General features: G+C 70.4%; 17 protein-coding genes. 12 read left to right on the top strand and 5 right to left on the bottom strand.

Annotated elements, in window-relative coordinates:
- Positions 1–4: 4 nt before the first annotated feature.
- Positions 5–2452: a glycoside hydrolase family 3 protein gene (locus O1Q96_RS08985; protein WP_269247650.1), complete on the bottom strand. Its 2448-nt coding sequence runs from the start codon at positions 2450–2452 to the stop codon at positions 5–7.
- 113 nt (positions 2453–2565) lie between these two features.
- On the opposite strand from O1Q96_RS08985, the gene O1Q96_RS08980 reads away from it, so the two are divergent.
- A complete protein-coding gene (locus O1Q96_RS08980) occupies positions 2566–3165 on the top strand; it encodes a TetR/AcrR family transcriptional regulator (protein ID WP_217452500.1) in 600 nt (199 codons plus the stop codon).
- A gap of 110 nt (positions 3166–3275) precedes the next feature.
- Positions 3276–4523, top strand: coding sequence for a pyroglutamyl-peptidase I (locus tag O1Q96_RS08975; RefSeq protein WP_269247649.1), 1248 nt, complete (start codon positions 3276–3278; stop codon positions 4521–4523).
- A 15-nt stretch (positions 4524–4538) separates the two neighbouring features.
- On the opposite strand, the gene O1Q96_RS08970 is transcribed toward O1Q96_RS08975, so the two are convergent.
- Complete coding sequence (locus O1Q96_RS08970) at positions 4539–5336, bottom strand: EI24 domain-containing protein (RefSeq protein ID WP_269247648.1); 798 nt, start codon at positions 5334–5336, stop codon at positions 4539–4541.
- Positions 5337–5620: 284 nt separating this feature from the next.
- Here O1Q96_RS08970 and O1Q96_RS08965 point away from each other — a divergent pair, with 284 nt between their 5' ends.
- Complete coding sequence (locus O1Q96_RS08965; protein WP_269247647.1) at positions 5621–8176, top strand: M14 family zinc carboxypeptidase; 2556 nt, start codon at positions 5621–5623, stop codon at positions 8174–8176.
- A 67-nt stretch (positions 8177–8243) separates the two neighbouring features.
- Complete coding sequence (locus tag O1Q96_RS08960) at positions 8244–9392, top strand: serine hydrolase domain-containing protein (protein ID WP_269247646.1); 1149 nt, start codon at positions 8244–8246, stop codon at positions 9390–9392.
- Positions 9393–9494: 102 nt separating this feature from the next.
- Here O1Q96_RS08960 and O1Q96_RS08955 read toward each other — a convergent pair whose 3' ends face one another.
- The gene (locus O1Q96_RS08955; RefSeq protein ID WP_269247645.1) at positions 9495–9923 is read right to left on the bottom strand and encodes an organic hydroperoxide resistance protein; all 429 of its coding nucleotides are present in this window, start codon (positions 9921–9923) and stop codon (positions 9495–9497) included.
- Between the two features lie 155 nt (positions 9924–10078).
- On the bottom strand, positions 10079–11101 hold the full coding sequence (locus tag O1Q96_RS08950; RefSeq protein ID WP_269247644.1) for an NADP-dependent oxidoreductase: 1023 nt from the start codon (positions 11099–11101) through the stop codon (positions 10079–10081).
- Positions 11102–11212: 111 nt separating this feature from the next.
- On the opposite strand from O1Q96_RS08950, the gene O1Q96_RS08945 reads away from it, so the two are divergent.
- Positions 11213–11683: a MarR family winged helix-turn-helix transcriptional regulator gene (locus O1Q96_RS08945; RefSeq protein WP_269247643.1), complete on the top strand. Its 471-nt coding sequence runs from the start codon at positions 11213–11215 to the stop codon at positions 11681–11683.
- 223 nt (positions 11684–11906) lie between these two features.
- Here O1Q96_RS08945 and O1Q96_RS08940 read toward each other — a convergent pair whose 3' ends face one another.
- Complete coding sequence (locus O1Q96_RS08940; RefSeq protein WP_269247642.1) at positions 11907–12641, bottom strand: SCO2400 family protein; 735 nt, start codon at positions 12639–12641, stop codon at positions 11907–11909.
- A gap of 255 nt (positions 12642–12896) precedes the next feature.
- Here O1Q96_RS08940 and O1Q96_RS08935 point away from each other — a divergent pair, with 255 nt between their 5' ends.
- The 7 genes from O1Q96_RS08935 to O1Q96_RS08905 all read left to right on the top strand — a co-directional run bounded on the left by O1Q96_RS08935 (position 12897) and on the right by O1Q96_RS08905 (position 21502).
- A complete protein-coding gene (locus O1Q96_RS08935) occupies positions 12897–14057 on the top strand; it encodes a mandelate racemase/muconate lactonizing enzyme family protein (protein ID WP_217454381.1) in 1161 nt (386 codons plus the stop codon).
- 115 nt (positions 14058–14172) lie between these two features.
- Complete coding sequence (locus tag O1Q96_RS08930) at positions 14173–15186, top strand: zinc-dependent alcohol dehydrogenase (RefSeq protein WP_269247641.1); 1014 nt, start codon at positions 14173–14175, stop codon at positions 15184–15186.
- A 132-nt stretch (positions 15187–15318) separates the two neighbouring features.
- The gene (locus O1Q96_RS08925) at positions 15319–16287 is read left to right on the top strand and encodes a hypothetical protein (RefSeq protein WP_269247640.1); all 969 of its coding nucleotides are present in this window, start codon (positions 15319–15321) and stop codon (positions 16285–16287) included.
- Between the two features lie 134 nt (positions 16288–16421).
- Positions 16422–17537: a multiple monosaccharide ABC transporter substrate-binding protein gene (gene chvE / locus O1Q96_RS08920; RefSeq protein ID WP_269247639.1), complete on the top strand. Its 1116-nt coding sequence runs from the start codon at positions 16422–16424 to the stop codon at positions 17535–17537.
- 32 nt (positions 17538–17569) lie between these two features.
- Positions 17570–19111: a multiple monosaccharide ABC transporter ATP-binding protein gene (gene mmsA / locus O1Q96_RS08915; RefSeq protein ID WP_269247638.1), complete on the top strand. Its 1542-nt coding sequence runs from the start codon at positions 17570–17572 to the stop codon at positions 19109–19111.
- A gap of 5 nt (positions 19112–19116) precedes the next feature.
- The gene (gene mmsB / locus O1Q96_RS08910; RefSeq protein ID WP_269247637.1) at positions 19117–20361 is read left to right on the top strand and encodes a multiple monosaccharide ABC transporter permease; all 1245 of its coding nucleotides are present in this window, start codon (positions 19117–19119) and stop codon (positions 20359–20361) included.
- A 49-nt stretch (positions 20362–20410) separates the two neighbouring features.
- Positions 20411–21502, top strand: a complete 1092-nt coding sequence (locus tag O1Q96_RS08905) for an aldose epimerase family protein (protein ID WP_269247636.1) — start codon at positions 20411–20413, stop codon at positions 21500–21502.
- Positions 21503–21554: the final 52 nt, after the last annotated feature.

The raw sequence follows: 21554 nt of genomic DNA, 5'->3' as shown, positions 1-21554 counted from the left end.
GTGTTCAGATCTCGACTGTGGTCCTCAGCCTGCGGTCCGCGATCGAGCGGGATGCCTCGATGTCGTACGAACCCTTCATGCGCGTCCAGGAGTCGGTCTTCTCGTCCCAGATTTCGAAGGCCCGGTCCGGGAGTTCGACGGTGACCTCCGCGCTCTCGCCCGGGGCCGCCTCCACGGACGCGAAGCCCGCCAGCGTGCGAGCCGGGCGGGCGGCCTCGGGCTCCGCGGGGGCCAGGTAGATCTGGACGGTCTCGCGGCCCCTGCGCGTACCGGAGTTGGTGAGACGGACCGTGACGGTCGTGCCCGTCACGTCGATGGCGTCGTACGTCCAGTCGGTGTAGCCGAGGCCGTGGCCGAAGGGGTACGCCGGAGTGCGGCCCTCCTTCTCCCAGGCCCGGTAGCCGATGAACACGCCCTCGGTGTAGTGGAGTTCGCCGTCGGCGGGGGTGACCCGGGTGACCGGGGCGGCCTCCAGCATGCCCCAGGTGGTGGGGAGCCGGCCGCCGGGCTCGTGGGCGCCGGTGAGGACGTCGGCGAGGGCGGCGCCGCCCTCCTGGCCCGGGAACCAGCCGAGGAGCACCGCGGAGACCTCGTCGCGCCACGGGAGTTCCACCGGGGAGCCGGAGTTGACGACCACGACGGTGCGGGGGTTGGCGGCGGCGACCGCGCGGACCAACTCGTCCTGGCGGCCCGGGAGTCGCAGGTCCCTGCGGTCGAAGCCCTCGGACTCGACGCGCTCGGTCGTGGCGACCACGACGACCGCGGTGTCGGCGGCGCGGGCCGCCTCGACGGCCTCGGCGATCAGTTCTCCGGGGTCGCGCCGCGGCTCCTGGTGGGCGAGCGTGAAGCTGATGACCCTCATGGGCAGGTTGTCGGGGAGGGCGACGACGTGACGCAGTGAGATCTCGTGGGGCCGGCCGGCGGTCAGGTCCACCGTGGCGTGCTCCACGGGGGCGCCGAAGAAGGTCACGAACGGGTCGTCCTCGTCGGTGCTCTGGAGCCCGTCGAAATACTGCGTGCCGTCGACGGTGAGCGTGAAGGCGCCCAGGCCCTTGATTCCGAAGGTGTGGGGGCCGCTCTCGCGCGGGGTGAAGGTGCCGGTCAGTTCGACGCTGTGGAGGCTGTCGTGGGTGACGCCGTCGGGCAGGTCGTCGCCCATCCACTGGAGGTGGCCGTTCGGCGCCGAGCCCGTGCCGACGACGGTGCCCTCCGCGTCGCGGCAGACCGCGCGCAGCTCGAACCCCTTGTCGGCGACGGCCAGTTCCTCGTTCAGGTCGGCGCCGAGGGCGTACGTCAGTGTGCCGTCGGGCAGGGCGGCGGTGAGGCCGTCGAGCGGGGAGACGATCCGGGCGGGGAAGACGGTGGCGGAGCCGCCGCCGAGGACGCGGGCGTCACGGGCGGCCGAGCCGATGAGCGCGACCGAGTGCCCCTCGGGGACGGGGAGTGCGCCTTCGTTGCGTACGAGCACGAGGGCGCGGCGGGCGATCTCGCGGGCCAGTGCCTCTCCGTCGACGTGCGCCGGGGGTTCGGTGACCACCGGTTCGGCGCCCTCCAGGATTCCGACGCGGGCGGCGAGGCGCAGGACGTTGCGCACCGCCTCGTCGACCTTGGCCTCCGTGGTCTCCCCGGCCCGGACGGCGGCGGCGAGCGCGGGCCCGTACACGGTGGTGGGGCCGGGCATCGCGACGTCCAGGCCGCCCTCGATGCCGCCGACGGTGGAGCGGGCGGCCATCCAGTCGGAGACGTTGAAGCCGTCGAAGCCCCACTCGCCGCGCAGGATCTCGTTGACCAGGTAGCGGTGTTCGCTCATCGTCGTGCCGTTGACCGAGTTGTAGGCGGTCATGATCCCCCAGGGGTGGGCGTTCTCGACGATCGCCTCGAAGGGGGCCAGGTAGAGCTCGCGCAGGGCGCGCCGGGAGACCACGTTGTTCACGGTGAAGCGGTCGGTCTCGGCGTCGTTGGCGACGAAGTGCTTGACGGTGGTGCCGACGCCGCCCTCCTGCACGCCGGTCACGTAACCGGTGCCGATCCGCCCGGTGAGGTACGGGTCCTCGCTGTACGCCTCGAAGTGGCGGCCGCCGAGCGGCGAGCGGTGCAGGTTGACCGTGGGGGCGAGCAGGACGTGGACGCCCTTGCGGCGGGCCTCCTGGGCGAGGAGCCGGCCGGCGCGGCGGGCCAGGGCGGGGTCCCAGGTGGCGGCGAGCGCGGTCGGGGACGGCAGGGCGATGGACGGGTCGTCCGAGGTCCAGCGCACGCCGCGGACGCCGATCGGACCGTCGGACATGACCAGGGACTTCAGTCCGATCCCGGGCAGCGCGGGCAGGGACCACATGTCCTGGCCGGCGAGCAGCCGCGCCTTCGCGTCCAGGTCGAGGGCCGCGAGGGCCGCCTCGACGGCCGCCTCGCGTGCCTGGTCGGCCGGGGTGGACCGGGTTTCCTGGGTTCCCGCCATCGCGGCGCCTCCTCGTTGAAGTCCGTTCCGTCGCTCCATCCTGCACGCGCCACCTGTTGATCGGTAGGTTTCGTTACCTGTACGTTACACAAGCCGGGTGTGGGGTCATACCCGTGTCGTACGGTGACGTCATGACGAGCGGGGCGCCCAGGTCGGCCAGGGGCACGGAGCGGCGTGCGGAGATCCTCCGGGCGGCGCTGGAGGTGATCGCCGAGCGCGGCTACCGGGGCGCGAGTATCGCGGCGGTCGCCGAGCGGGTCGCCCTCACCCCGCAGGGGCTGCTGCACCACTTCCCGACCAAGGAGGCGCTGCTCGTCGCCGTACTGGCGGAGCGCGACCAGTGGGACGCGGTCCCCGGCTCCGGGTGGCGCCTCGATCTGCTCGGCCAGCTGGTGGAGTACAACGCCATGCGGCCCGGCATCGTGCAGACCTTCTCGGCCCTGCTCGGCGAGAGCGTCACGGAGGGGCACCCCGCCCGCGAGTTCTTCACCGAACGGTACGAGGCCGTGCGCGCGAACATGGCTCGGACGCTGCGGGCCGAGTACGGGGAACGGCTGCCGAGCGGACTCACACCGGAGCGTGCCGCTCCCCTGCTCGTCGCCGTGATGGACGGACTGCAGTACCAGTGGCTGCTGGCACCGGAGTCGGTGGACATGCCCGCCGCGTTCCGGGACTTCCTCACGCTGCTGGGCGAGGACGGGGACCGGCCGTAGCGGCCGGCGCGCGCCCCAGGGGCCACGTGCCATGGCGTGCGCCCCTTCCGTCACGCATACTGCCGCCATCCGACGACGGCCCCACTCGCGACGGAAGGACCTGAACCCCCTTGACGCACATACGTGTTCGGATCGGCGCCCTCGGCCTGGCTCTGCTGACGGGATTCGCCGCACCGCCCGCACTCGCCGCGGAGGACCCCGCGGCCGCGCCCACCGTGGAGGAGCAGCGCCTCGACCGGGCGGCGCCCCAGGAGATCCTGGACCGGTCCGGATTCGCCACGGTGGCACCCGAGTTCGCCCGGAGCCTCGGCAGGGCCCGCTCGTACGCGCAGGCCGAGCGGGTGGCCGAACGGCAGGGCGCTCGGCTGTGGCAGCGGGCGGTGGACCGGGCTCAGGGCCGCGGCCCGGCGGGCGGCGACCTCAGCAGGGACGACGACCGGCCGCTGTACTGGGCACGGCTCGGCATGACACGTGAAGTACGCCAGTGGCAGCCGGAGTTCGGCCTCACCGAGGCGCAGCGCGCCAAGCTCCTCGCCGCGCTGGAGCGGACCTCGCGCGGCCAGGACACCATCCGGTATCCGCACTCCAAGGGCGTCAAGCGGATCCTGGTGACCGGCTTCGACCCGTTCACGCTGGACCGGGACGTGCGGATCTCGAACCCGTCGGGGGCGACCGCGCTCGCCCTGGACGGCACGGTGATCAGGACGGCGGACGGTCCGGCGCGTGTCGAGACCGCCGTCTTCCCCGTCCGCTGGCAGGACTTCGCCGAGGGCACGGTGGAGCGGACACTGCGCCCGCACCTGCCCGGACTCGACCTGTTCACGACGGTCAGCCAGGGCCGGGTGGGGCGCATCGACATCGAGCGCACCAACGGGGCCTGGCGGGGCGGCTTCCCGGACAACGAGAACGTCTCGCGCACCGAGACGGTCCCGGTGAACGACCCGGCCTCGCAGCCGCAGTGGACGTCGACGACCCTGCCGTACAAGGACATCGTCGCGGCGAGCACGGGACGCTTCCCCGTGTACGACAACACGTCGGTGACCGAGATCCCGGCGGGCGGGACAGCACCCGTCGTACGCCCCGAAGGGCCGACCGCGGGCTCGACCGCCCGGGCGGGCGGCGGGGGCGACTACCTCTCCAACGAGATCGCGTACCGCGCGACCCTCCTGCGTGACCGCCTCGGTCTGGGCGACTCGCTCCCCGGCGGCCATGTCCACACGCCGGTGCTGCAGTTCGGGGCGGGCAACACGGATCCGGCGAGCGGGAAGGTCACCGATCCGCAGTTCGTCCAGAACCGGCTGGACATCATCGCGCAGGTGCGGTCGATCCTGTCGGTGGCGGCCGACGCCACCGACTGAACCCGGCGGCGAGCGTCAGCGGCCGAGTGCGTCCGCGTGGTCCTCGTCGTCCGGGGTCTCCTCGCGTGTCTCCTCGCCCAGCAGGTCGCGGGCCATGAGTGTGGCGCCCGCGACCGCGCCGGGCATCAGGAAGACGGCGACGAAGGGAACGAGGAAGGCGAGACCCAGCGGGGTGCCGAAGCCCCAGATCAGCCTCTTGCGGGAGCGGAGCATGGCGAGGCGGTCGCGCAGGACGACACCGCGGCGTTGCATCGCGACCGCCGTCAGCTCCTCGGTGAGGAAGAAGCCGGTGACGAGGAAGCCGATCACCGGCACGACGGTCTGTCCGACGAACGGGACGAACCCGAGCGCGAAGAGCAGCACCGCCCACACCAGGGCCCTGGCCACGATCCGGAGGCTGTCCCGGGCGGAGATGAGCAGTTCGCGCCACAGGGGCAGGCCCGACTCGGGGGCCGTGCCGTCCGGGGAGACGTCCCGGTCCACCTTCTCGGAGAGGGTCTCGTAGAAGGGCTGGCCGAGGAGCAGGGTGACCGCGGTGAAGGTGAGTACGGACAGGAGGAGCGCGAGCGCGAAGAGGACCGCCGTCAGGAACCCGCGGAAGAGACCGAGCCAGGGGCTCGTCCAGTCGTCGGCGAAGGGGGTGGCCCAGGCGACGAAGTCGGTGCCCCACAGAGCCAAGGCGGTCAGTGCCGCGGCGTACAGCACGAGGGTGATCAGGCCCGGGATCAGACCGAAGCCGAACTGTTTTCCGTGGCGGGCCACCCATCGCTGGCCCCGCATCAAGTACCTGAACCCCGTGCCTAGATCATGCATGGCTGCACTTTACCGGGGCGGTGGTCCGGGCCTTCCCCGGCCGTCCGCCGGGTGAGAGCGGTGCGGAGCCCGTGGTGCCGGGTGGGGGTCGGTTCCGGCCGAGCGCGCCGCTCCCCGCGCCCCTGACGCGGTGCCCGGAAGGCACACCTGCACCGCTCCGGGCCCGGGGGCCGGCGGCATGCGTGACGTCAACGCCCCCTTGTTGCGGGAGAGTCGAACAGGTAGACCTCGCGTACCGATGTCAACGATGTGACCTGTGTCAGGCACTCTCCGCGGAGGAACGCGTGCGCCTACCGAGACCCGTCCTGATCGCCACGGCCACCGCCACCGCGGCGGCCTCGCTCCTGCTCACCCCGAACGGCGCCGTCGCCGACCCCACGCCCCGCCCCGGAGCCCCGGTCCGTGAGGGATCCGGCCCGCCGAGCCCCTCGGACCGTGCCGCGACGGCCGCCGAGAGCACGACCGAGCGTGCCCTGACCGCCCCGGTCACCGAACTCGCTCCGGACCGGGAGGGCTCACGCGGCTATCCGCGCGAGCAGGTCCTCGCCCCGGACCCGGAGAACCCGGTCGACAAGTCCCTCAAGCTGGGTCTCACCCCGTACCACGCCATCGCGCCGAAGCTGAACGCCCTTCAGCGGCTGGGCGACCGGGTGAGCGTGGAGGTCGCGGGCCGCTCGGCCGGCGGTCACCGTCTCTATCTGGTCACCGTCACCGCGCCCGAGTCCGCCCGGCAGGCCCGGGCCCAGGAACGGATGCGCGAGCTGATCGAGAACGCGCCCGCGGCCGCCGCCAAGGACCCGTCCGTCAAGCGCGGTTACAAGACGCCGGTGTTCTTCAACAGCAACATCCACGGCAACGAGTGGGAGGGCACGGACGCGGCCCTCGCACTGATCGAGCGGCTGGCCACGGCGCGGGACCGGCCGACCACCGACCTCCTCGCCCACAGCCGCGTGTACTTCAACATCACCGCCAACCCGGACGGCCGTATCGCCGGCACCCGCGCGAACTCCAACGGCTTCGACCTGAACCGGGACTTCGTGACCGCCTCGCAGCCCGAGGTCCGGGCGATGCGCCGGATCGCGATCGACAAGCAGCCCGCGCTGATGGTCGACCTGCACGGGTACGTCAACGGCACGCTCATCGAGCCCACCACTCCCCCGCACGGCGAGAACTACGAGTACGACCTCTTCCTGAAGAACACCTACGCCAACGCGCTCGGCATGGAGGCCGCCGTCAACGGCCTCCGCTACACCCCCGCGCAGGACGGCGTGGAGCCCGCCCAGATCCCGTTCCGGGACCAGGAGGAGGGCTGGGACGACTGGCCGCCGATCTTCACCCCGCAGTACATGCCGTTCCACGGCACGGTCGCCGCGCACACGGTCGAGTTCCCGATGGCGGTGAACAACGACGAGTACGACGACCTGCCCGTCGCGGAACTGCGCCGCCGGTCGGCCATCAACGTGGCCATCGCGGGCGCGGCGATGCGCGCGAGCCTCGACTACGCCCGCACACACCGCACTTCACTCGTCGCCGACCAGATCGAGGTCTTCCGCCGGAGCGTGACGGGCGCCGCGCAGGTGCCGGTCTCGCCGGAGACGGTGCCTGGCGTCCCGGGCATCGGCCCGGAGGACGTCTACACGACGGACTTCCCCCGCGCGTACGTGATTCCGGCGGGCGCCGGCGCCCAGCGCTCGGCCCCCGCCGCGGCCCGCCTCGTCGACCACCTCCTCGCCAACGACGTACGGGTCCGGCGCGCCACGAAGGACTTCAGGCTCGGCGGCAAGGCGTACGCGCGGGGCTCGTACGTCGTCGATCTGCGGCAGCCCAAGCGCGGCATGGCCAACGTGATGCTGGCGGACGGCCGGGACATCAGCGACAAGGTGTCGGTGATGTACGACATCTCCGGCTGGAGTCTCGGACGGCTGTGGGGGGCGACCGTCGACACGGTACGCACCGCGAAACTCACCGTGCCGGACCGCGCGGTCCACGCGGCCGCGAAGGTCGGTCATGTGGCGCCCCGCGGCACGCTGCGCCTGCGCCTGGACGACGCCCGTGAGATCGCGGCCCTCAACTCCCTTCTCGCGGACGGTGTCGCGGTGCGCCTGGCGGCCGACGGCAGCGCGGTCGTGCCCGCCTCGGCCCGCGGGAGGGCCGCGGCCCTGGCGAAGAGGTACGACGTCGCCTTCGACGCGACGAAGACCACCGGCGGCACTTCGCTGCGGCGGGTCCGGGTCGCCGCAGCGGTCACGCCGGGCGAGCTGTTCGCGCTGCGCGAGATGAACTTCGACGTGACCCCGGTGTCCACGGCGATCCTCAACGCCGGATTCGACTGGTCGAAGGCGGACGTCCTGTTCGCGTCCGCCGGGCTGAACCGGGCGGGCCTCGGCACGGCCGCACGCGCCGCTCTGGACGGCTTCCTGGCCCGTGAGGGTCTCGTGGGCCGCGGAGCCACCGGAGCGGCCCTCAACGCCGCCGCGGGGCTCCTCGCGGTCAGGCCGGTACAGGGCAACCAGGACGCCAACGGCGTGGTGCGCGTGGTCAACTCGCCCGGCGGTGTGGCCGACGGCGCCCCGGACCACGGTTTCGTCTACGCGCCGCTGTGGTTCACGGACCTCGGCGCCGGGGTGCGCGTGGAGCAGTCCTACGCGAAGGGGAACCCGCTCGTCTCGGGTCACTGGCGCGCCCTGGAGGACGGCAGCGGCGGCCCCGCGCAGGCGGCGGGCCGGGCTTCGGTGGTGAGCGGGCCGCGTGCCGTCCTGTTCGGCACGGAGCCTCTCTTCCGTGACCATCCGAAGGGGGAATTTCCACAGGTGGCACGGGCCTTGCTGACAGTGTCCTGAGGAAGCCCCGGGGGAACGTCCTCACCACGCGCAACCTGGCAGAACAGCGAAACCGAGGAGAGCACGGATGGCACAGGAGATCCACGGCACCGTCGCCGAAGGCTACGAGGCGGTGCGTGAGGAGTTCGCGTCCGTCGTCGCCGCCGAACGCCCGGACTACGCGGGCCAGTTGAACGCGTACGTGCGGGGGCGGCGGGTCGTCGATCTCTGGACCGGCGCGGACACCGACGGCGACACACTGTTCGGGGTCTTCTCCTCCTCGAAGGGCGCGGCCCACCTGGTCGTCGCCCTGCTCGTGCAGGACGGCACGCTGGAACTCGACCGTGAAATGGCCCACTACTGGCCGGAGTTCGCGGCGGAGGGCAAGTCCGGGGTGACCCTGCGGGACGTGCTCGCCCACCGGGCGGGCGTGATCGGGGCGGACGCGGGCCTCACCCTCGACGAGCTGGCCGACGACCGGCTGATAGCCGAACGGCTCGCCGGCCAGCGGCCGTTCTGGCGGCCGGGCGCGGCCTTCGGCTATCACGCGCTGGTGATGGGCGCGCTCACGGGCGAGGTCGTACGACGGGCCACGGGCCGTACGCTCCAGGAGGTGTACGAGGAGCGGGTCCGCGCCCCGTACGGGCTCGGCTTCTATCTGGGGCTGCCCGAGTCGGAGGAGCCCCGCTACCGCTCCGTACAGCCCATGGCGCCGACACCTCCGGAGCAGGCACTGCTGGACTCGACGCCGAAGGGCCCGCACACGCTGGCCTCGATCGCGTTCAACGAGCATGTGCCGGGGGCGGTGCCGCTGGTGGACTTCCCCAACTCCCGTGCCGTGCGCGCCCTGGGCCAGGCGTCGGCGGGCGGGGTCGCCTCCGCGCGCGGGCTCGCCGGGATGTACGCGGCGGCGACCGGGCAGGTCGACGGCCGGGCACCACTGCTCAAACCGGACACGATCGCGGAGGTCGGGCAGATCCACTCCGTCGGCTACGACCTGGTCGCCCGTGCCCACAAGTCGTACGGGCTCGGCTTCCAGGCCACGGCCGACATGTGGCACCCGTTCCTGGGCGCCGGCGCCTTCGGGCACAGCGGGGCGGGGGGCTCCCAGGGTTTCGCCGACCCGCGCAGCGGTCTGGCCTACGGGTACACGCGGCGGCGGATCGCGTTCCCGGGCGGGGCGGCGCCGGAGAACCAGCGGTTGGTCCGGGTGGTTCACGAGGCGGCACTCGCGTGAACGCCGCCTCGTGAACCGGGGGTCGGGGGCGCGCCGTTCCCGCGCCCCCGACCCCGGTATGGCGGTGAGACGGTAGGGGGCGGTAGGGCGGTAAGGCCGTGATCAGGTCAGGGTGACCGTGATGTTGTTCCTGGTGGCCTTCGAGTACGGGCACACCTCGTGGGCCTTTTCGAGCAGCGAGCGGGCCGTGGTGGCGTCGACGTTCGGGATGTCGGCGGTGATCTCGACGATGAGGCCGAAGCCGTCGCCGTTCCTGCCGATGCCGACCTTCGCCGTGACGGTCGAGCCGGAGAGGTCGGCCTTCTCCTGGCGGGCGACGACGCCGAGGGCGCCCTGGAAGCAGGCGCTGTAGCCCGCCGCGAACAGTTGCTCCGGGTTGGTGCCGGAGCCGCTGCCACCCATCTCCTTGGGCGGGTTGACGACGACGTCGAGCGTGCCGTCGTCGGTGGCGACCCGGCCGTCGCGGCCGTTCTCGGCGGTGGCCACAGCGGTGTAGAGGACATCAGAGCGTCGGATTGCGGAGCTGGTCATACGGTGCGTTCCTCCTAGGTCCGCCGCGACTCGCGCCCACGATTCACGACAGCTTCGGAAAGAAGTTACCGCATGCTGGAAGTTCAGCAGAAGCCTGCCGTCGCCACCACCGGCGCCGCGACCGGCCCGTCCGCCGATCTGCCTGCCTGCCTGCCTCAGAGCGTGACGATCATCTTTCCCGTGTTGTCGCCGCGCAGGACCCCGAGGAACGCCTCCAGGTTGTTCTCGATGCCCTCGACGACCGTCTCGCGGTACTTGAGCTCGCCGGCGGCGACCCAGGGGCCGACCTCCTGCACGAACTGCGACTGCAGGTCGTAGTGGTCGCCGACGAGGAGGCCCTCGATACGGCCGCGGGTCGCGATGAGGCGGGCGAGGTTCTTCGGGCCGGGCGCGGGCTCCGTGCTGTTGTAGACGGAGATCATTCCGCAGATCGCGATACGGCCGTGGAGGTTCAGGGAGCCGATGGCGGCCTCCAGGTGATCGCCGCCGACGTTGTCGAAGTAGACGTCGATGCCGTCCGGGGCGGCCTTCCGCAGCTGCTCGCCCACCGGGCCGCTCTTGTAGTTGAACGCGGCGTCGAAGCCGTACTCGTCCACCAGGAGCTTGACCTTCTCGTCGGAGCCCGCGGAGCCGATGACCCGCGAGGCGCCCTTGAGCCTGGCGATCTGGCCGACCTGGCTGCCGACGGCACCGGCGGCGCCGGACACGAAGACCGTGTCGCCCTCCTTGAAGGAGGCGGTGCGCAGGAGGCCCGCGTACGCGGTGAGACCGGTCATGCCGAGGACGCCCAGGTACGTGGACAGGGGCGCGGCCTCGGGGTCCACCTTGACGGCCTGCTTGGCGTCGACCACGGCGTACTCGCGCCAGCCGAAGAAGTGCAGGACGTGGTCGCCGACGGAGATGCCCTCGACGTTCGACGCGATCACCTCGCCGACCGCACCGCCCTGCATGACCTTGCCGAGCTCGAAGGGCGCGACGTACGACTTGGCGGCGCTCATGCGGCCGCGCATGTACGGGTCCACGGAGAGGTGCTTGTTGCGCACCAGCACCTGGTCGGGGCCGGGCTGCTTCAGCTCGGCCTCGACCAGGGCGAAGTCCTCGGGCTTCGGCCAGCCGACCGGGCGGCTGACGAGGTGCCATTCGCGGTTCACGGACGGGAGCTCGGTCGTGTCGGTCATGAGGTGCGCCTTTCCTGCTGCAACGGCTTCTACATCAAAATGCTTCAGTACCTGAAACAACCATGCTCCTGAATATTTCATGATGTCAAGTAACGGGGTAGCCTGGCGGTCATGGCCACACAGAAGACTCCCCGATTCGACCCACTGACACTCGAGGTCGTGGACCTCATCGGCACGGTCGTGGCCCGCTACCACGAGGAGTACGAGGACGCGGCGGCGGAGCACGCGCTGACGGGGGCGCAGGCCCGGCTGCTGAGCCTGCTCTCACTGGAGCCGTTGCCCATGCGGCGGCTGGCCCAGAAGCTCAAGTGCGAGCCGTCGAACGTCACCGGGATCGTGGACCGGCTGGAGGCGCGGGGGCTTGCGGAGCGGCGGCCCGACCCGGCGGACCGGCGCGTGAAGCTGGCCGCGGTGACGGAGGAGGGGCTGCGGGTCGCCCGGAGCCTGCGGGACTCGCTCCACTTCGCGCGGGAGCCGCTGGCGGGGTTGTCGCGGGAGGAACGGCTGTCTCTGCGGGGGTTGCTGCTGCGGATGCTTGATGGCTCCGCCGGGGTGGGGGGATCAGGCTCGGCCGGTCTGTGAGGCGCGGGTCGGTTGTGACTGGTCGCGCAGTTCCCCGCGCCCCTAGGAGGGTGGGGGCTGTGGACGGCTGCCGCCTGCGGGCGAGTGGGGGCTAAGCGCGCCGTTCCCCGCGCCCCTAGGGGGGGTGAGGGCTGGGCGCGCCGTTCCTCGTGGCCCTACGGCGCTGAGTGCGCCCCCTCGGGGGCGCGGGGAACTGCGCGGGCGGCCACGGTCGGCCCGCGGGCTATGAACACCACCACAGGAACCGTGTGCACGGTTCCGACTCTGTCGGGTTCGGGGTCGGGTTCTTCGTCGTGGGGTCGGGGTCCGGCGTGCCCGGGCCCTCGGTCGCGGAGTCGCCCGGGGCGGTCTGTTCCGGGGCCGGGGCCGACGACCGGGGTTCGATCGAACGGGACGGGGCGGCCGATTCCGTACCGTCCCCGCCCTTGCTGTCGCCCTCGTCCTTCTCCTTCTTGGACTTCTTCGACTCCGACGCCGAGGGAGAGGCCGACACCTCCGGGGATCCCGAGCCCGCCCCGCCGGAGGAACCGGACCCGCCGGACGACACCGAGCCGTCGGCGGAGGCCGGGGAACCGGACGAAGCGTCGTCCGCCGCGGCCGCCTTCGGCTCGGACGACGGCGCCTCTATGCCCAGCTCCGCCAGGCTGAGCCCGCCTGCGGCGAGCAGCAGCCCAGCGCCCACGAGCAGCACCCGCTTGCGGCGCCGCCGGTGCAGCGCGGCGCGCCGGTCGCGGCGGCCGGCGCGGACCCCGCGCCTCCCGCGCCGCCGGGACCCGGACCGGCGACCGGCGCCGCCCTCCGGCTCGCCGCCCTCGTCCGACGGGTCGTCGCGCTCGTCGACGTCCTCACGATCGTCCAGGGAAGCCGCGTACTCCTGGCACGCTTCGGCCGATGTACCGCACCCCGGGCAAGCGAGGGCGCCATTGAGGTGCCGTTGGCACGGGTCGCAGTAGTCCATGACGCCGGAAGACTAAACTCCGCGCAGGTCACGTTCACAGTCGGCCCTGTGAAAGTTCTGTGGCGAACCACCCGTTCCGGCGCGGCGAGTTGAGGACAGGCCGGACCATTCGCCGCCTTCTCAGCGCACCCGCGTCGAAACCGTTATGTGTTCGACCCATTGACACTGCCGCCGCCTCATCCTTACTGTCACGCCAGGATTTCGAACGTGTGACGAAATTTCGAACAAGTCCGAAGAGTACAAGGGGCAATTTCAGTGCGCATCACCGGAATCAGCACACACGTGGTCGGGACGCCGTGGCGCAACCTGACCTATGTCCAGGTGCACACCGACGACGGCATCACCGGCATCGGTGAGACCCGCATGCTGGGGCACACCGACGCGCTGCTCGGCTACCTGCGGGAGGCGGAGGTCAACCACATTCTCGGTTCCGACCCCTTCGCTGTCGAGGACCTCGTGCGTCGCATGAAGTACGGCGACTACGGGCGGGCCGGCGAGATCGTGATGTCCGGCATCGCCGTGATCGAGATGGCGTGCTGGGACATCAAGGGCAAGGCCCTCGGCGTACCCGTGTGGCAGCTGCTCGGCGGCAAGGTCACCGACCGCGTCAAGGCGTACGCGAACGGCTGGTACACCACGGAGCGCACTCCGGAGGCGTACCACAAGGCCGCTCAGGGGGTCATGGAGCGCGGGTACAAGGCGCTGAAGATCGACCCGTTCGGGACGGGCCACTACGAGCTCGACCACGAGCAGTCGCTGTACGCGGTCTCGCTGATCGAGGCGGTCCGTGACGCGATCGGCCCCGAGGCCGAGCTGATGCTGGAGATGCACGGCCGCTTCTCGCCGGCCACCGCGATCCGGCTGGCCCGCGAGCTCGCGCCCTTCAAGCCGGCCTGGCTGGAGGAGCCGGTCCCGCCGGAGAACCTGAAGGCCCTGGAGAAGGTGGCGGCGAAGGTCGACATGCCGGTCGCGACCGGTGAGCGCATCCACGACCGCATCGAGTTCCGCGAGCTCTTCGAGAGCCAGGCCGTGGACATCATCCAGCCGGACGTCGGCCACATCGGCGGCATCTGGGAGACGCGGAAGCTGGCGGCGACCGCCGAGGCCCACTACGTACTCGTGGCGCCCCACAACGTGGGCGGTCCGGTCCTCACCGCCGCCTCCCTCCAGGTCGGCTTCACCGCGCCGAACTTCAAGATCCTGGAACACTTCAACGACTTCGCGGACGCGGACATCAAGAAGGTGATCAAGGGCGCCCCGCAGGTCGTGGACGGCTACTTCGAGCTGTCGCACGAGCCCGGTCTCGGCGTCGAGCTGGACACGGACGCGGCGGCGGAGTTCCCGCAGCAGCAGGCCCGCTTCGACCTGTGGGCGGACGGCTGGGAGCAGCGCAAGCCCAAGGGCGGCGACAAGTGACGGCGCCCGCCCGCGGAGCAGATCACGCGCCGCCCCGGCCACGCGCCGCCCCGGCGGACCGGAGGGGCCACCGCCCCTCCGGCGCCGCGCCCCGCCTCACGGACACGGAGCCGTCATGAGCGCCGCAGCACAGGCCGTCGTGATCGAGGGGCCGGGCGAGCACCGGCTGGCCCCCCACGAGCCCACGGCGCCCGCGGCGGGCGAGGCCCTCGTACGCGTCCATGCGAGCGGGATTTGCGGAAGCGACCGCGAGGTGTACCAGGGCAACCGCCCCGAGGGGTACGTCCGTTACCCGCTGACGCCGGGCCACGAGTGGTCCGGCACGGTGGAGGCGGTCGGCACCGGGGTGCCCCAGAACCTGGTGGGCCGCAAGGTGGTGGGCGAGGGCTTCCGCAACTGCCAGGTCTGTGACCGCTGCCACGAGGGCGAGACAACGTTGTGTACGGCCGGCTACGAGGAGACGGGCTTCACCCAGCCCGGCGCCATGGCCACCACGCTCACGCTGCCCGCCCGGCTGCTGCACGTCCTGCCGGAGGACGCCGACCTGACCGCGGCCGCGCTCCTGGAGCCCGCGGCCTGCATCGCGGCGGCGGCGCTCAAGGCGGACGCGCGGCCGGGTGAGCGGGTCGCGGTCGTCGGCACCGGAACGCTCGGCATGTTCGCCGTGCAGTTCCTGAAGGCGGGCTCGCCCTCGGAACTCCTGGTGGTGGGCACCCGCCCGGACCGCGAGGAGCTGTCGAGGACCTTCGGCGCCAGCGACTTCCGTACCCGGGACCAGGAGCTGCCCGACGACTTCGACGTGGTGATCGAGACCGCCGGGTCGGCGACCGCCGCGACGACCGCCGCCTCCCTGCTGAGGCGCGGCGGGCGTCTCGTCCTCACGGGCATCCCCGCCTCGGGCGCCGAGGGTCTGGACCCCACCGATCTCGTCGTACGGCAGCTGGAGGTGCACACCGTGTTCGGTGCGCCGCCGGAGGCCTGGGCGCACACGGTGCGGGTCTTCGGCGCAGGTCTCCTCGATCCGCTTCCGCTGGTCACGCACGAGCTGCCGCTGGACGAGTTCGCCCACGCCATCGAGCTGGTGGGGTCCGGCGATCCGAAGGTCGGCAAGGTATTGCTGCGGCCCTAGGGCCCCGTACCGCCGACCCCCGATGCGTACGCCGGTACGGAGTACCTGACGACTCCGTACCGGCGTACATCCACTGCCACGAACCATGTCCGGCATGTCGAACACATACTTCGCCAGAGCTAAGGAAAGCCAGTGACCGACGCTTCTCCCAAGGCGGCCCGTCGACCCGGTGAGCAGGCGCTCGCCGCGCTCGGCCTGGGCGCGCCCGCCCTGTCCCCCGCCGACGCCTCACCGCACGCCTTCCCGGAGGGCGGCCGCTGGCGCACCGAGATCCCCTCGTGCGAGGGGCCCGAGGCAGTGGCCGTGGTCCTCAAGGAGGCCTCGCGGCTCGACGTGCCGATCCACCGGATCAGCCAGGGCAGCGGTGTCTGGATGCTGACCGACGCCGAGATCACCGAGATGGTCGAGTCCACCGCGGAGCGTGACATCGAGCTCTGCCTCTTCACCGGTCCGCGCGGCACGTGGGACATCGGCGGCTCGACCCGTACCGACTCGCGGGGCGGCGGTCTGCGCGCCCGCGGTCACGATGCGGTGGCCGGCTGCGTCGAAGACGCCGTCCGCGCAACGGAGTTGGGCGTAAAGTGCCTCCTCGTGGCTGACGAGGGCGTGCTGTGGACTCTGCACAGGGCCCGTGTCGCCGGGATCATCCCCGCCGACACCACGCTCAAGGTCTCGGCGCTCATAGGTCCGGTCAACCCGGCCGCGTACGCCGTGTACGAGCAGCTCGGCGGGGACTCCATCAACGTGCCCAGCGATCTCACGCTGGACCACCTGACGGAGATCCGCAGGGTCAGCGCAGCCCCCATGGACATGTACATCGAGGCGCCCGACGATCTTGGAGGCTATGTACGCATGTACGAGGTCGCCGAGCTGATCCGCCGCGGCGCACCGCTGTACCTGAAGTTCGGCCTGTCCAAGGCTCCCGGGATCTACCCGTACGGCCACCACATGCGGGACCTGACGCTGTCCACGGCGCGGGAGAGGGTGCGCCGCGGCCGGCTCGCCCTGGACCTGCTGGCCCGGCACGGGGCGGACGGCGACATGGCGCCGCTCGGCTCGCGCCTGCCGGGAACACTCCAACGGTTTGACATTCCCTCATAACGTTCCGAACACACCCCCTTCACAAAAGACGACGCGGCCGAACACAATCCCACACACCTCCCTCGGTCGTTCTTCGCTCCACTCCTCGCACCTCCAGAGACCGAGCCCCGTCCAGAGCATCAAGGAAGATGATCATGCGCAATCGCAAGGCAGCCCTCTCCGCCATAGCCGCGGCAGCGTCCCTCGCCCTCACCCTCTCCGCCTGCGGGCAGGACAGCGAGGGCGGCAGCGGTGACAGCGACAAGGCGGACGCGAAGGGCTCCACCGTCGGTATCGCCATGCCCACCAAGTCTTCCGAGCGCTGGATCGCCGACGGCGCCAACGTGGAGAAGAACCTCAAGGCGGCCGGCTACAAGACCAAGCTGGCCTACGGCGAGGACGACCCGGACACCCAGGTCTCGCAGATCGAGAACATGATCACGCAGGGCGTCTCCGCCCTGATCATCGCGGCGATCGACAACAAGTCGCTCGACAACGTTCTCCAGCAGGCCAAGGAAGCCGACATCCCGGTCATCTCCTACGACCGCCTGATCCTCAACTCGCCGAACGTCGACTACTACGCGTCGTTCGACAACGAGAAGGTCGGCGCGCTGCAGGGCGGCTACATCGTCGAGAAGCTCGGCCTGAAGGACGGCTCCAAGAAGGGCCCGTTCAACGTCGAGCTCTTCGCCGGCTCGAACGACGACAACAACACCCAGTACTTCTTCAAGGGTGCGATGAGCGCCCTGCAGCCGTACATCGACAAGAAGCAGCTGGTGGTCAAGTCGGGCCAGACGAAGCTCAACCAGGTCACCACGCTGCGCTGGGACGGTGGCACCGCCCAGAAGCGCATGGAAGAGCTCCTGACCGCGGCGTACCGGAAGGACAGGGTCGACGCGGTGCTCTCGCCGTACGACGGCATCTCCATCGGCATCCTGTCGGCGCTGAAGTCGGACGACTACGGCTCCAAGAACAAGCCGCTGCCGGTCGTCACGGGCCAGGACGCCGAGGTCGCCTCGGTGAAGTCGATCATCTCGGGCCAGCAGACGCAGACGGTCTACAAGGACACCCGCAAGCTCGCCGAGGTCGCCGCGAAGATGGTCGACGCGGTGCTGAACGACAAGAAGCCCGAGACCAACGACACCAAGACGTACGACAACGGCGCGAAGGTCGTTCCCGCGTACCTCCTGGAGCCGGTGAACGTCGACAAGTCCAACTACAAGGAAGTTGTCGTCGACTCCGGCTACATCAAGGAAAGCGACCTCAAGTAACCGCCGTTTCCCAAGGATTGGAAGGCACGACCATGGCGGGACCCGTCCTGGAAATGCGCTCGATCGTCAAGACCTTTCCCGGCGTCAAGGCGCTGTCGGACGTCTCCCTGAGCGTCCGACCGGGCGAGGTCCACGCCATCTGTGGTGAGAACGGCGCCGGAAAGTCGACCCTCATGAAGGTCCTCTCCGGCGTCCATCCGCACGGAACGTACGAGGGTGACATCCTCTTCGAGGGTGAGACCTGTACGTTCAAGGACATCCGGGCGAGCGAGCAGCACGGCATTGTGATCATCCACCAGGAGCTTGCCCTGGTGCCGTACCTCTCCATCGCGGAGAACATCTTCCTCGGCAACGAGCACGCCACGCGTGGGCTCATCAGCTGGAGCGAGACGCTGAAGCACGCGACCGAGCTGCTGCGGCGCGTCGGGCTGAGCGATCACCCCGACACCCGCGTCGCCGACATCGGCGTGGGCAAGCAGCAGCTCGTCGAGATCGCGAAGGCGCTGTCGAAGAAGGTGAAGCTGCTGATCCTCGACGAGCCGACGGCGGCTCTGAACGACGAGGACAGCGGCAAGCTCCTGGAACTCATCCTGGGTCTCAAGGAACAGGGCATCACCTCGATCATCATCTCGCACAAGCTCAACGAGATCGAGACGGTCGCGGACTCGGTGACCATCCTGCGCGACGGGCGGTCCATCGAGACCCTCGACGTGAAGGCCGCGGAGACCACCGAGGACCGGATCATCAGCGGCATGGTCGGACGCGACCTCGACCACCGCTTTCCGGAGCGCACCCCGCACCAGCCCGAGGCGGGCGCGGCTCCGGCCCTGGAGATCCGCAACTGGACCGTCCACCACCCGATCGACCAGCAGCGCAAGGTGGTCGACGACGTGTCGCTCCAGGTGCGCCGCGGGGAGATCGTCGGCATCGCCGGACTCATGGGCGCCGGGCGCACCGAGCTGGCGATGAGCGTCTTCGGGCGCAGTTACGGCCGGTACGCGAGCGGCACCGTCCTCAAGGACGGCACCGAGATCCGTACGAAAACGGTGCCCGAGGCGGTCAAGCACGGGATCGCGTACGTGACCGAGGACCGCAAGCACTACGGTCTCAACCTCATCGACACCATCAACCGGAACATCTCGCTCAGCGCCCTCGGCAAGGTCGCCAAGCGCGGTGTGGTCGACGAGCACGAGGAGCGGCAGGTCGCCGAGGGCTTCCGCAAGTCGATGAACATCAAGGCGCCGACCGTCTTCGAGCCGGTGGGCAAGCTGTCGGGCGGCAACCAGCAGAAGGTCGTCCTCAGTAAGTGGATCTTCGCGGGCCCCGACGTGCTGATCCTGGACGAGCCGACCCGCGGCATCGACGTGGGCGCCAAGTTCGAGATCTACACGGTCATCGACAAACTGGCCGCCGAGGGCAAGGCGGTTGTCTTCATCTCCTCCGAGCTGCCGGAACTGCTCGGAATGTGCGACCGCATCTACACGATGGCCGCCGGTCGGCTGACCGGAGAGGTCCCGCGGGCCGAGGCCACGCAGGAAGTGCTGATGCGCCAGATGACGAAGGACAAGAGGTAAGACCGATGAGCACGAATGTGACCGCCAAGTCCCCGGCCCCGGCGCCCGCCGGCAAGGGCGGCTCGACCGGGGGCGACGGCCTGCTGCAGCTGATGGTGGAAGGCATGCGCCGCAACATGCGGCAGTACGGCATGCTGATCGCGCTGGGCCTGATCGTGGTGCTGTTCGCGGTGTGGACGGACGGCGACCTGCTGCTGCCGCGCAACGTCTCCAACCTGGTGCTGCAGAACAGCTACATCCTGATCCTCGCGATCGGCATGATGCTCGTCATCATCGCGGGCCACATCGACCTGTCGGTCGGATCACTCACCGCCTTCGTGGGCGCGGTGGCGGCCGTACTGATGGTCAAGCACGACGTCGCCTGGCCGGTGGCCGTGGTGCTGTGCCTGCTCCTGGGCGCCGCCGCGGGGGCCCTGCAAGGGTTCTTCATCGCCTATCTCGGCATACCGTCCTTCATCGTCACCCTCGCCGGCATGCTGCTCTTCCGCGGTCTGACCGAGATCTTCCTCGAGGGCCAGACCATCGGCCCGTTCCCGGAGGGTCTGCAGAAGGTCTCCAACGGCTTCCTTCCCGAGGTCGGCCCGGACACCAACTACCACAACCTCACGCTGCTGCTCGGCTTCGCCGTGATCGCGTTCGTGGTGCTGCAGGAGGTCCGTGACCGCAGGCGGCAGCAGGAGTTCGACCTCGACGTGCCGCCCGCCAAGCTGTTCCTGCTGAAGCTCGTGGCGCTGGTCTCCGCCGTCCTGACCGTGACGATGATGCTCGCCAGCTACAAGGGCGCCCCGGTGGTCCTGCTCATCCTCGGCGTCCTCGTCGTGGGCTTCGGCTACGTCATGCGCAACGCCGTCATCGGCCGCCACGTGTACGCGATCGGCGGCAACCTGCCCGCGGCGAAGCTGTCCGGTGTCCGGGACAAGAAGGTCACCTTCCTGGTCTTCCTGAACATGGGCATGCTCGCGGCGCTGGCCGGCCTGGTCTTCGCGGCCCGCTTCAACGCGGCTTCGCCCAAGGCCGGTGTGAACTTCGAACTCGAGGCGATCGCCGCGTCGTTCATCGGCGGCGCGTCGATGAGCGGCGGCGTGGGCACGGTCCTCGGCGCGATCATCGGTGGTGTCGTCCTCGGTGTCCTCAACAACGGCATGAACCTCGTCGGCGTCGGCAGCGACTGGCAGCAGGTCATCAAGGGCCTGGTGCTGCTCGCGGCGGTCGGCTTCGACGTCTGGAACAAGCGCAAGGTCGGTTCGTAGCAGGCGGACGGGGCCCCGCGGACACACGGTCCGCGGGGCCCCGTTTTCTGTGTGCGCGACAGGAACCACCCACGTCTCGGGAAGACAGGAACCGGTGAAAGAACTCTTCGGCGAACTCTCCGACGGAACGAAGGTCCACCGCTGGTCGCTGGAGAACGGCGGCACCCGGCTGAAGGTCCTCTCGTACGGCGGCATCGTCCAGTCCCTGGAACTCCCCGACCGGCGCGGCCGGTACGCCAACGTCTCGCTGGGCTTCGAGACCGTCGAGGCGTACGAGACGTCCAGCCCGTACTTCGGCGCCCTCGTCGGCCGGTACGGCAACCGCATCGCCAAGGGCCGGTTCACCCTCGACGGTGAGGACCACCGGCTCCCCGTCAACGACGGCGACAACAACCTGCACGGCGGGCCCGAGGGCTTCGACCGGCGGATCTGGGAGGTGGAGGAGTTCACGTCCGCCTCCGACGTGGGCCTGGTCCTGCGCCGCACCAGCCCGGACGGCGAGATGGGCTACCCCGGCACGCTGACGACGAAGGTCACCTACACCCTGACCGCGAACGGCGACTGGCGCGTCGACTACGAGGCCACCACCGACCGGGCCACGGTCGTCAACCTCACCAACCACGTGTACTGGAACCTCGCCGGTGAGGGCGGCGGCTCCGTCCACGACCACGAGCTGATGATCGCCGCGTCCCGCTACACGCCGGTCGACGCCGCACTCGTCCCGACCGGCGAACTCGCCGACGTCACGGGCACCGCCTTCGACTTCCGACGGCCGAAGACGGTCGGGGCGGACCTGCGGCAGGCGGATCCACAACTTCTGTACGCCAAGGGCATCGACCACAACATGGTCCTCGACAAGGGACTCACGCAACTGCCCGAGCACGTCGCGACCCTCCGCGAGCCGGTGTCCGGCCGCGCCCTGAAGGTCGCCACGACCGAGCCCGGCCTGCAGTGCTACTCCGGCAACTTCCTGGACGGCACCCTCGTCGGCCCCGGCGGCCGCACCTACCGGCAGGGCGACGCGCTGTGCCTGGAGACCCAGCACTTCCCCGACTCGCCGAACCGCCCGGAGTTCCCGACGACCGTGCTCAGGCCCGGCGGAACGTACCGGTCGACGACGATCCACTCGTTCAACCTGTGACCGCCCTTCACAGCTGGTTCACAACTTCCACATCAATACACAGTCGTTGAAC

The organism is Streptomyces aurantiacus (assembly GCF_027107535.1).
Classification (GTDB): Bacteria; Actinomycetota; Actinomycetes; order Streptomycetales; family Streptomycetaceae; genus Streptomyces.
Note: the sequence above shows the minus strand (reverse complement) of the source record. Positions and strands in the feature narration are given on the sequence as shown.

Coding starts and splice junctions, on each gene's coding strand:
- O1Q96_RS08960 (WP_269247646.1), top strand. CDS start 8,244: ATGGCACAGGAGATCCACGGCACCGTCGCCGAAGGCTACGAGGCGGTG.
- O1Q96_RS08950 (WP_269247644.1), bottom strand. CDS start 11,101: ATGACCGACACGACCGAGCTCCCGTCCGTGAACCGCGAATGGCACCTC.
- chvE (WP_269247639.1), top strand. CDS start 16,422: ATGCGCAATCGCAAGGCAGCCCTCTCCGCCATAGCCGCGGCAGCGTCC.
- O1Q96_RS08955 (WP_269247645.1), bottom strand. CDS start 9,923: ATGACCAGCTCCGCAATCCGACGCTCTGATGTCCTCTACACCGCTGTG.
- mmsA (WP_269247638.1), top strand. CDS start 17,570: ATGGCGGGACCCGTCCTGGAAATGCGCTCGATCGTCAAGACCTTTCCC.
- O1Q96_RS08985 (WP_269247650.1), bottom strand. CDS start 2,452: ATGGCGGGAACCCAGGAAACCCGGTCCACCCCGGCCGACCAGGCACGC.
- mmsB (WP_269247637.1), top strand. CDS start 19,117: ATGAGCACGAATGTGACCGCCAAGTCCCCGGCCCCGGCGCCCGCCGGC.
- O1Q96_RS08945 (WP_269247643.1), top strand. CDS start 11,213: ATGGCCACACAGAAGACTCCCCGATTCGACCCACTGACACTCGAGGTC.
- O1Q96_RS08930 (WP_269247641.1), top strand. CDS start 14,173: ATGAGCGCCGCAGCACAGGCCGTCGTGATCGAGGGGCCGGGCGAGCAC.
- O1Q96_RS08940 (WP_269247642.1), bottom strand. CDS start 12,641: ATGGACTACTGCGACCCGTGCCAACGGCACCTCAATGGCGCCCTCGCT.
- O1Q96_RS08970 (WP_269247648.1), bottom strand. CDS start 5,336: ATGCATGATCTAGGCACGGGGTTCAGGTACTTGATGCGGGGCCAGCGA.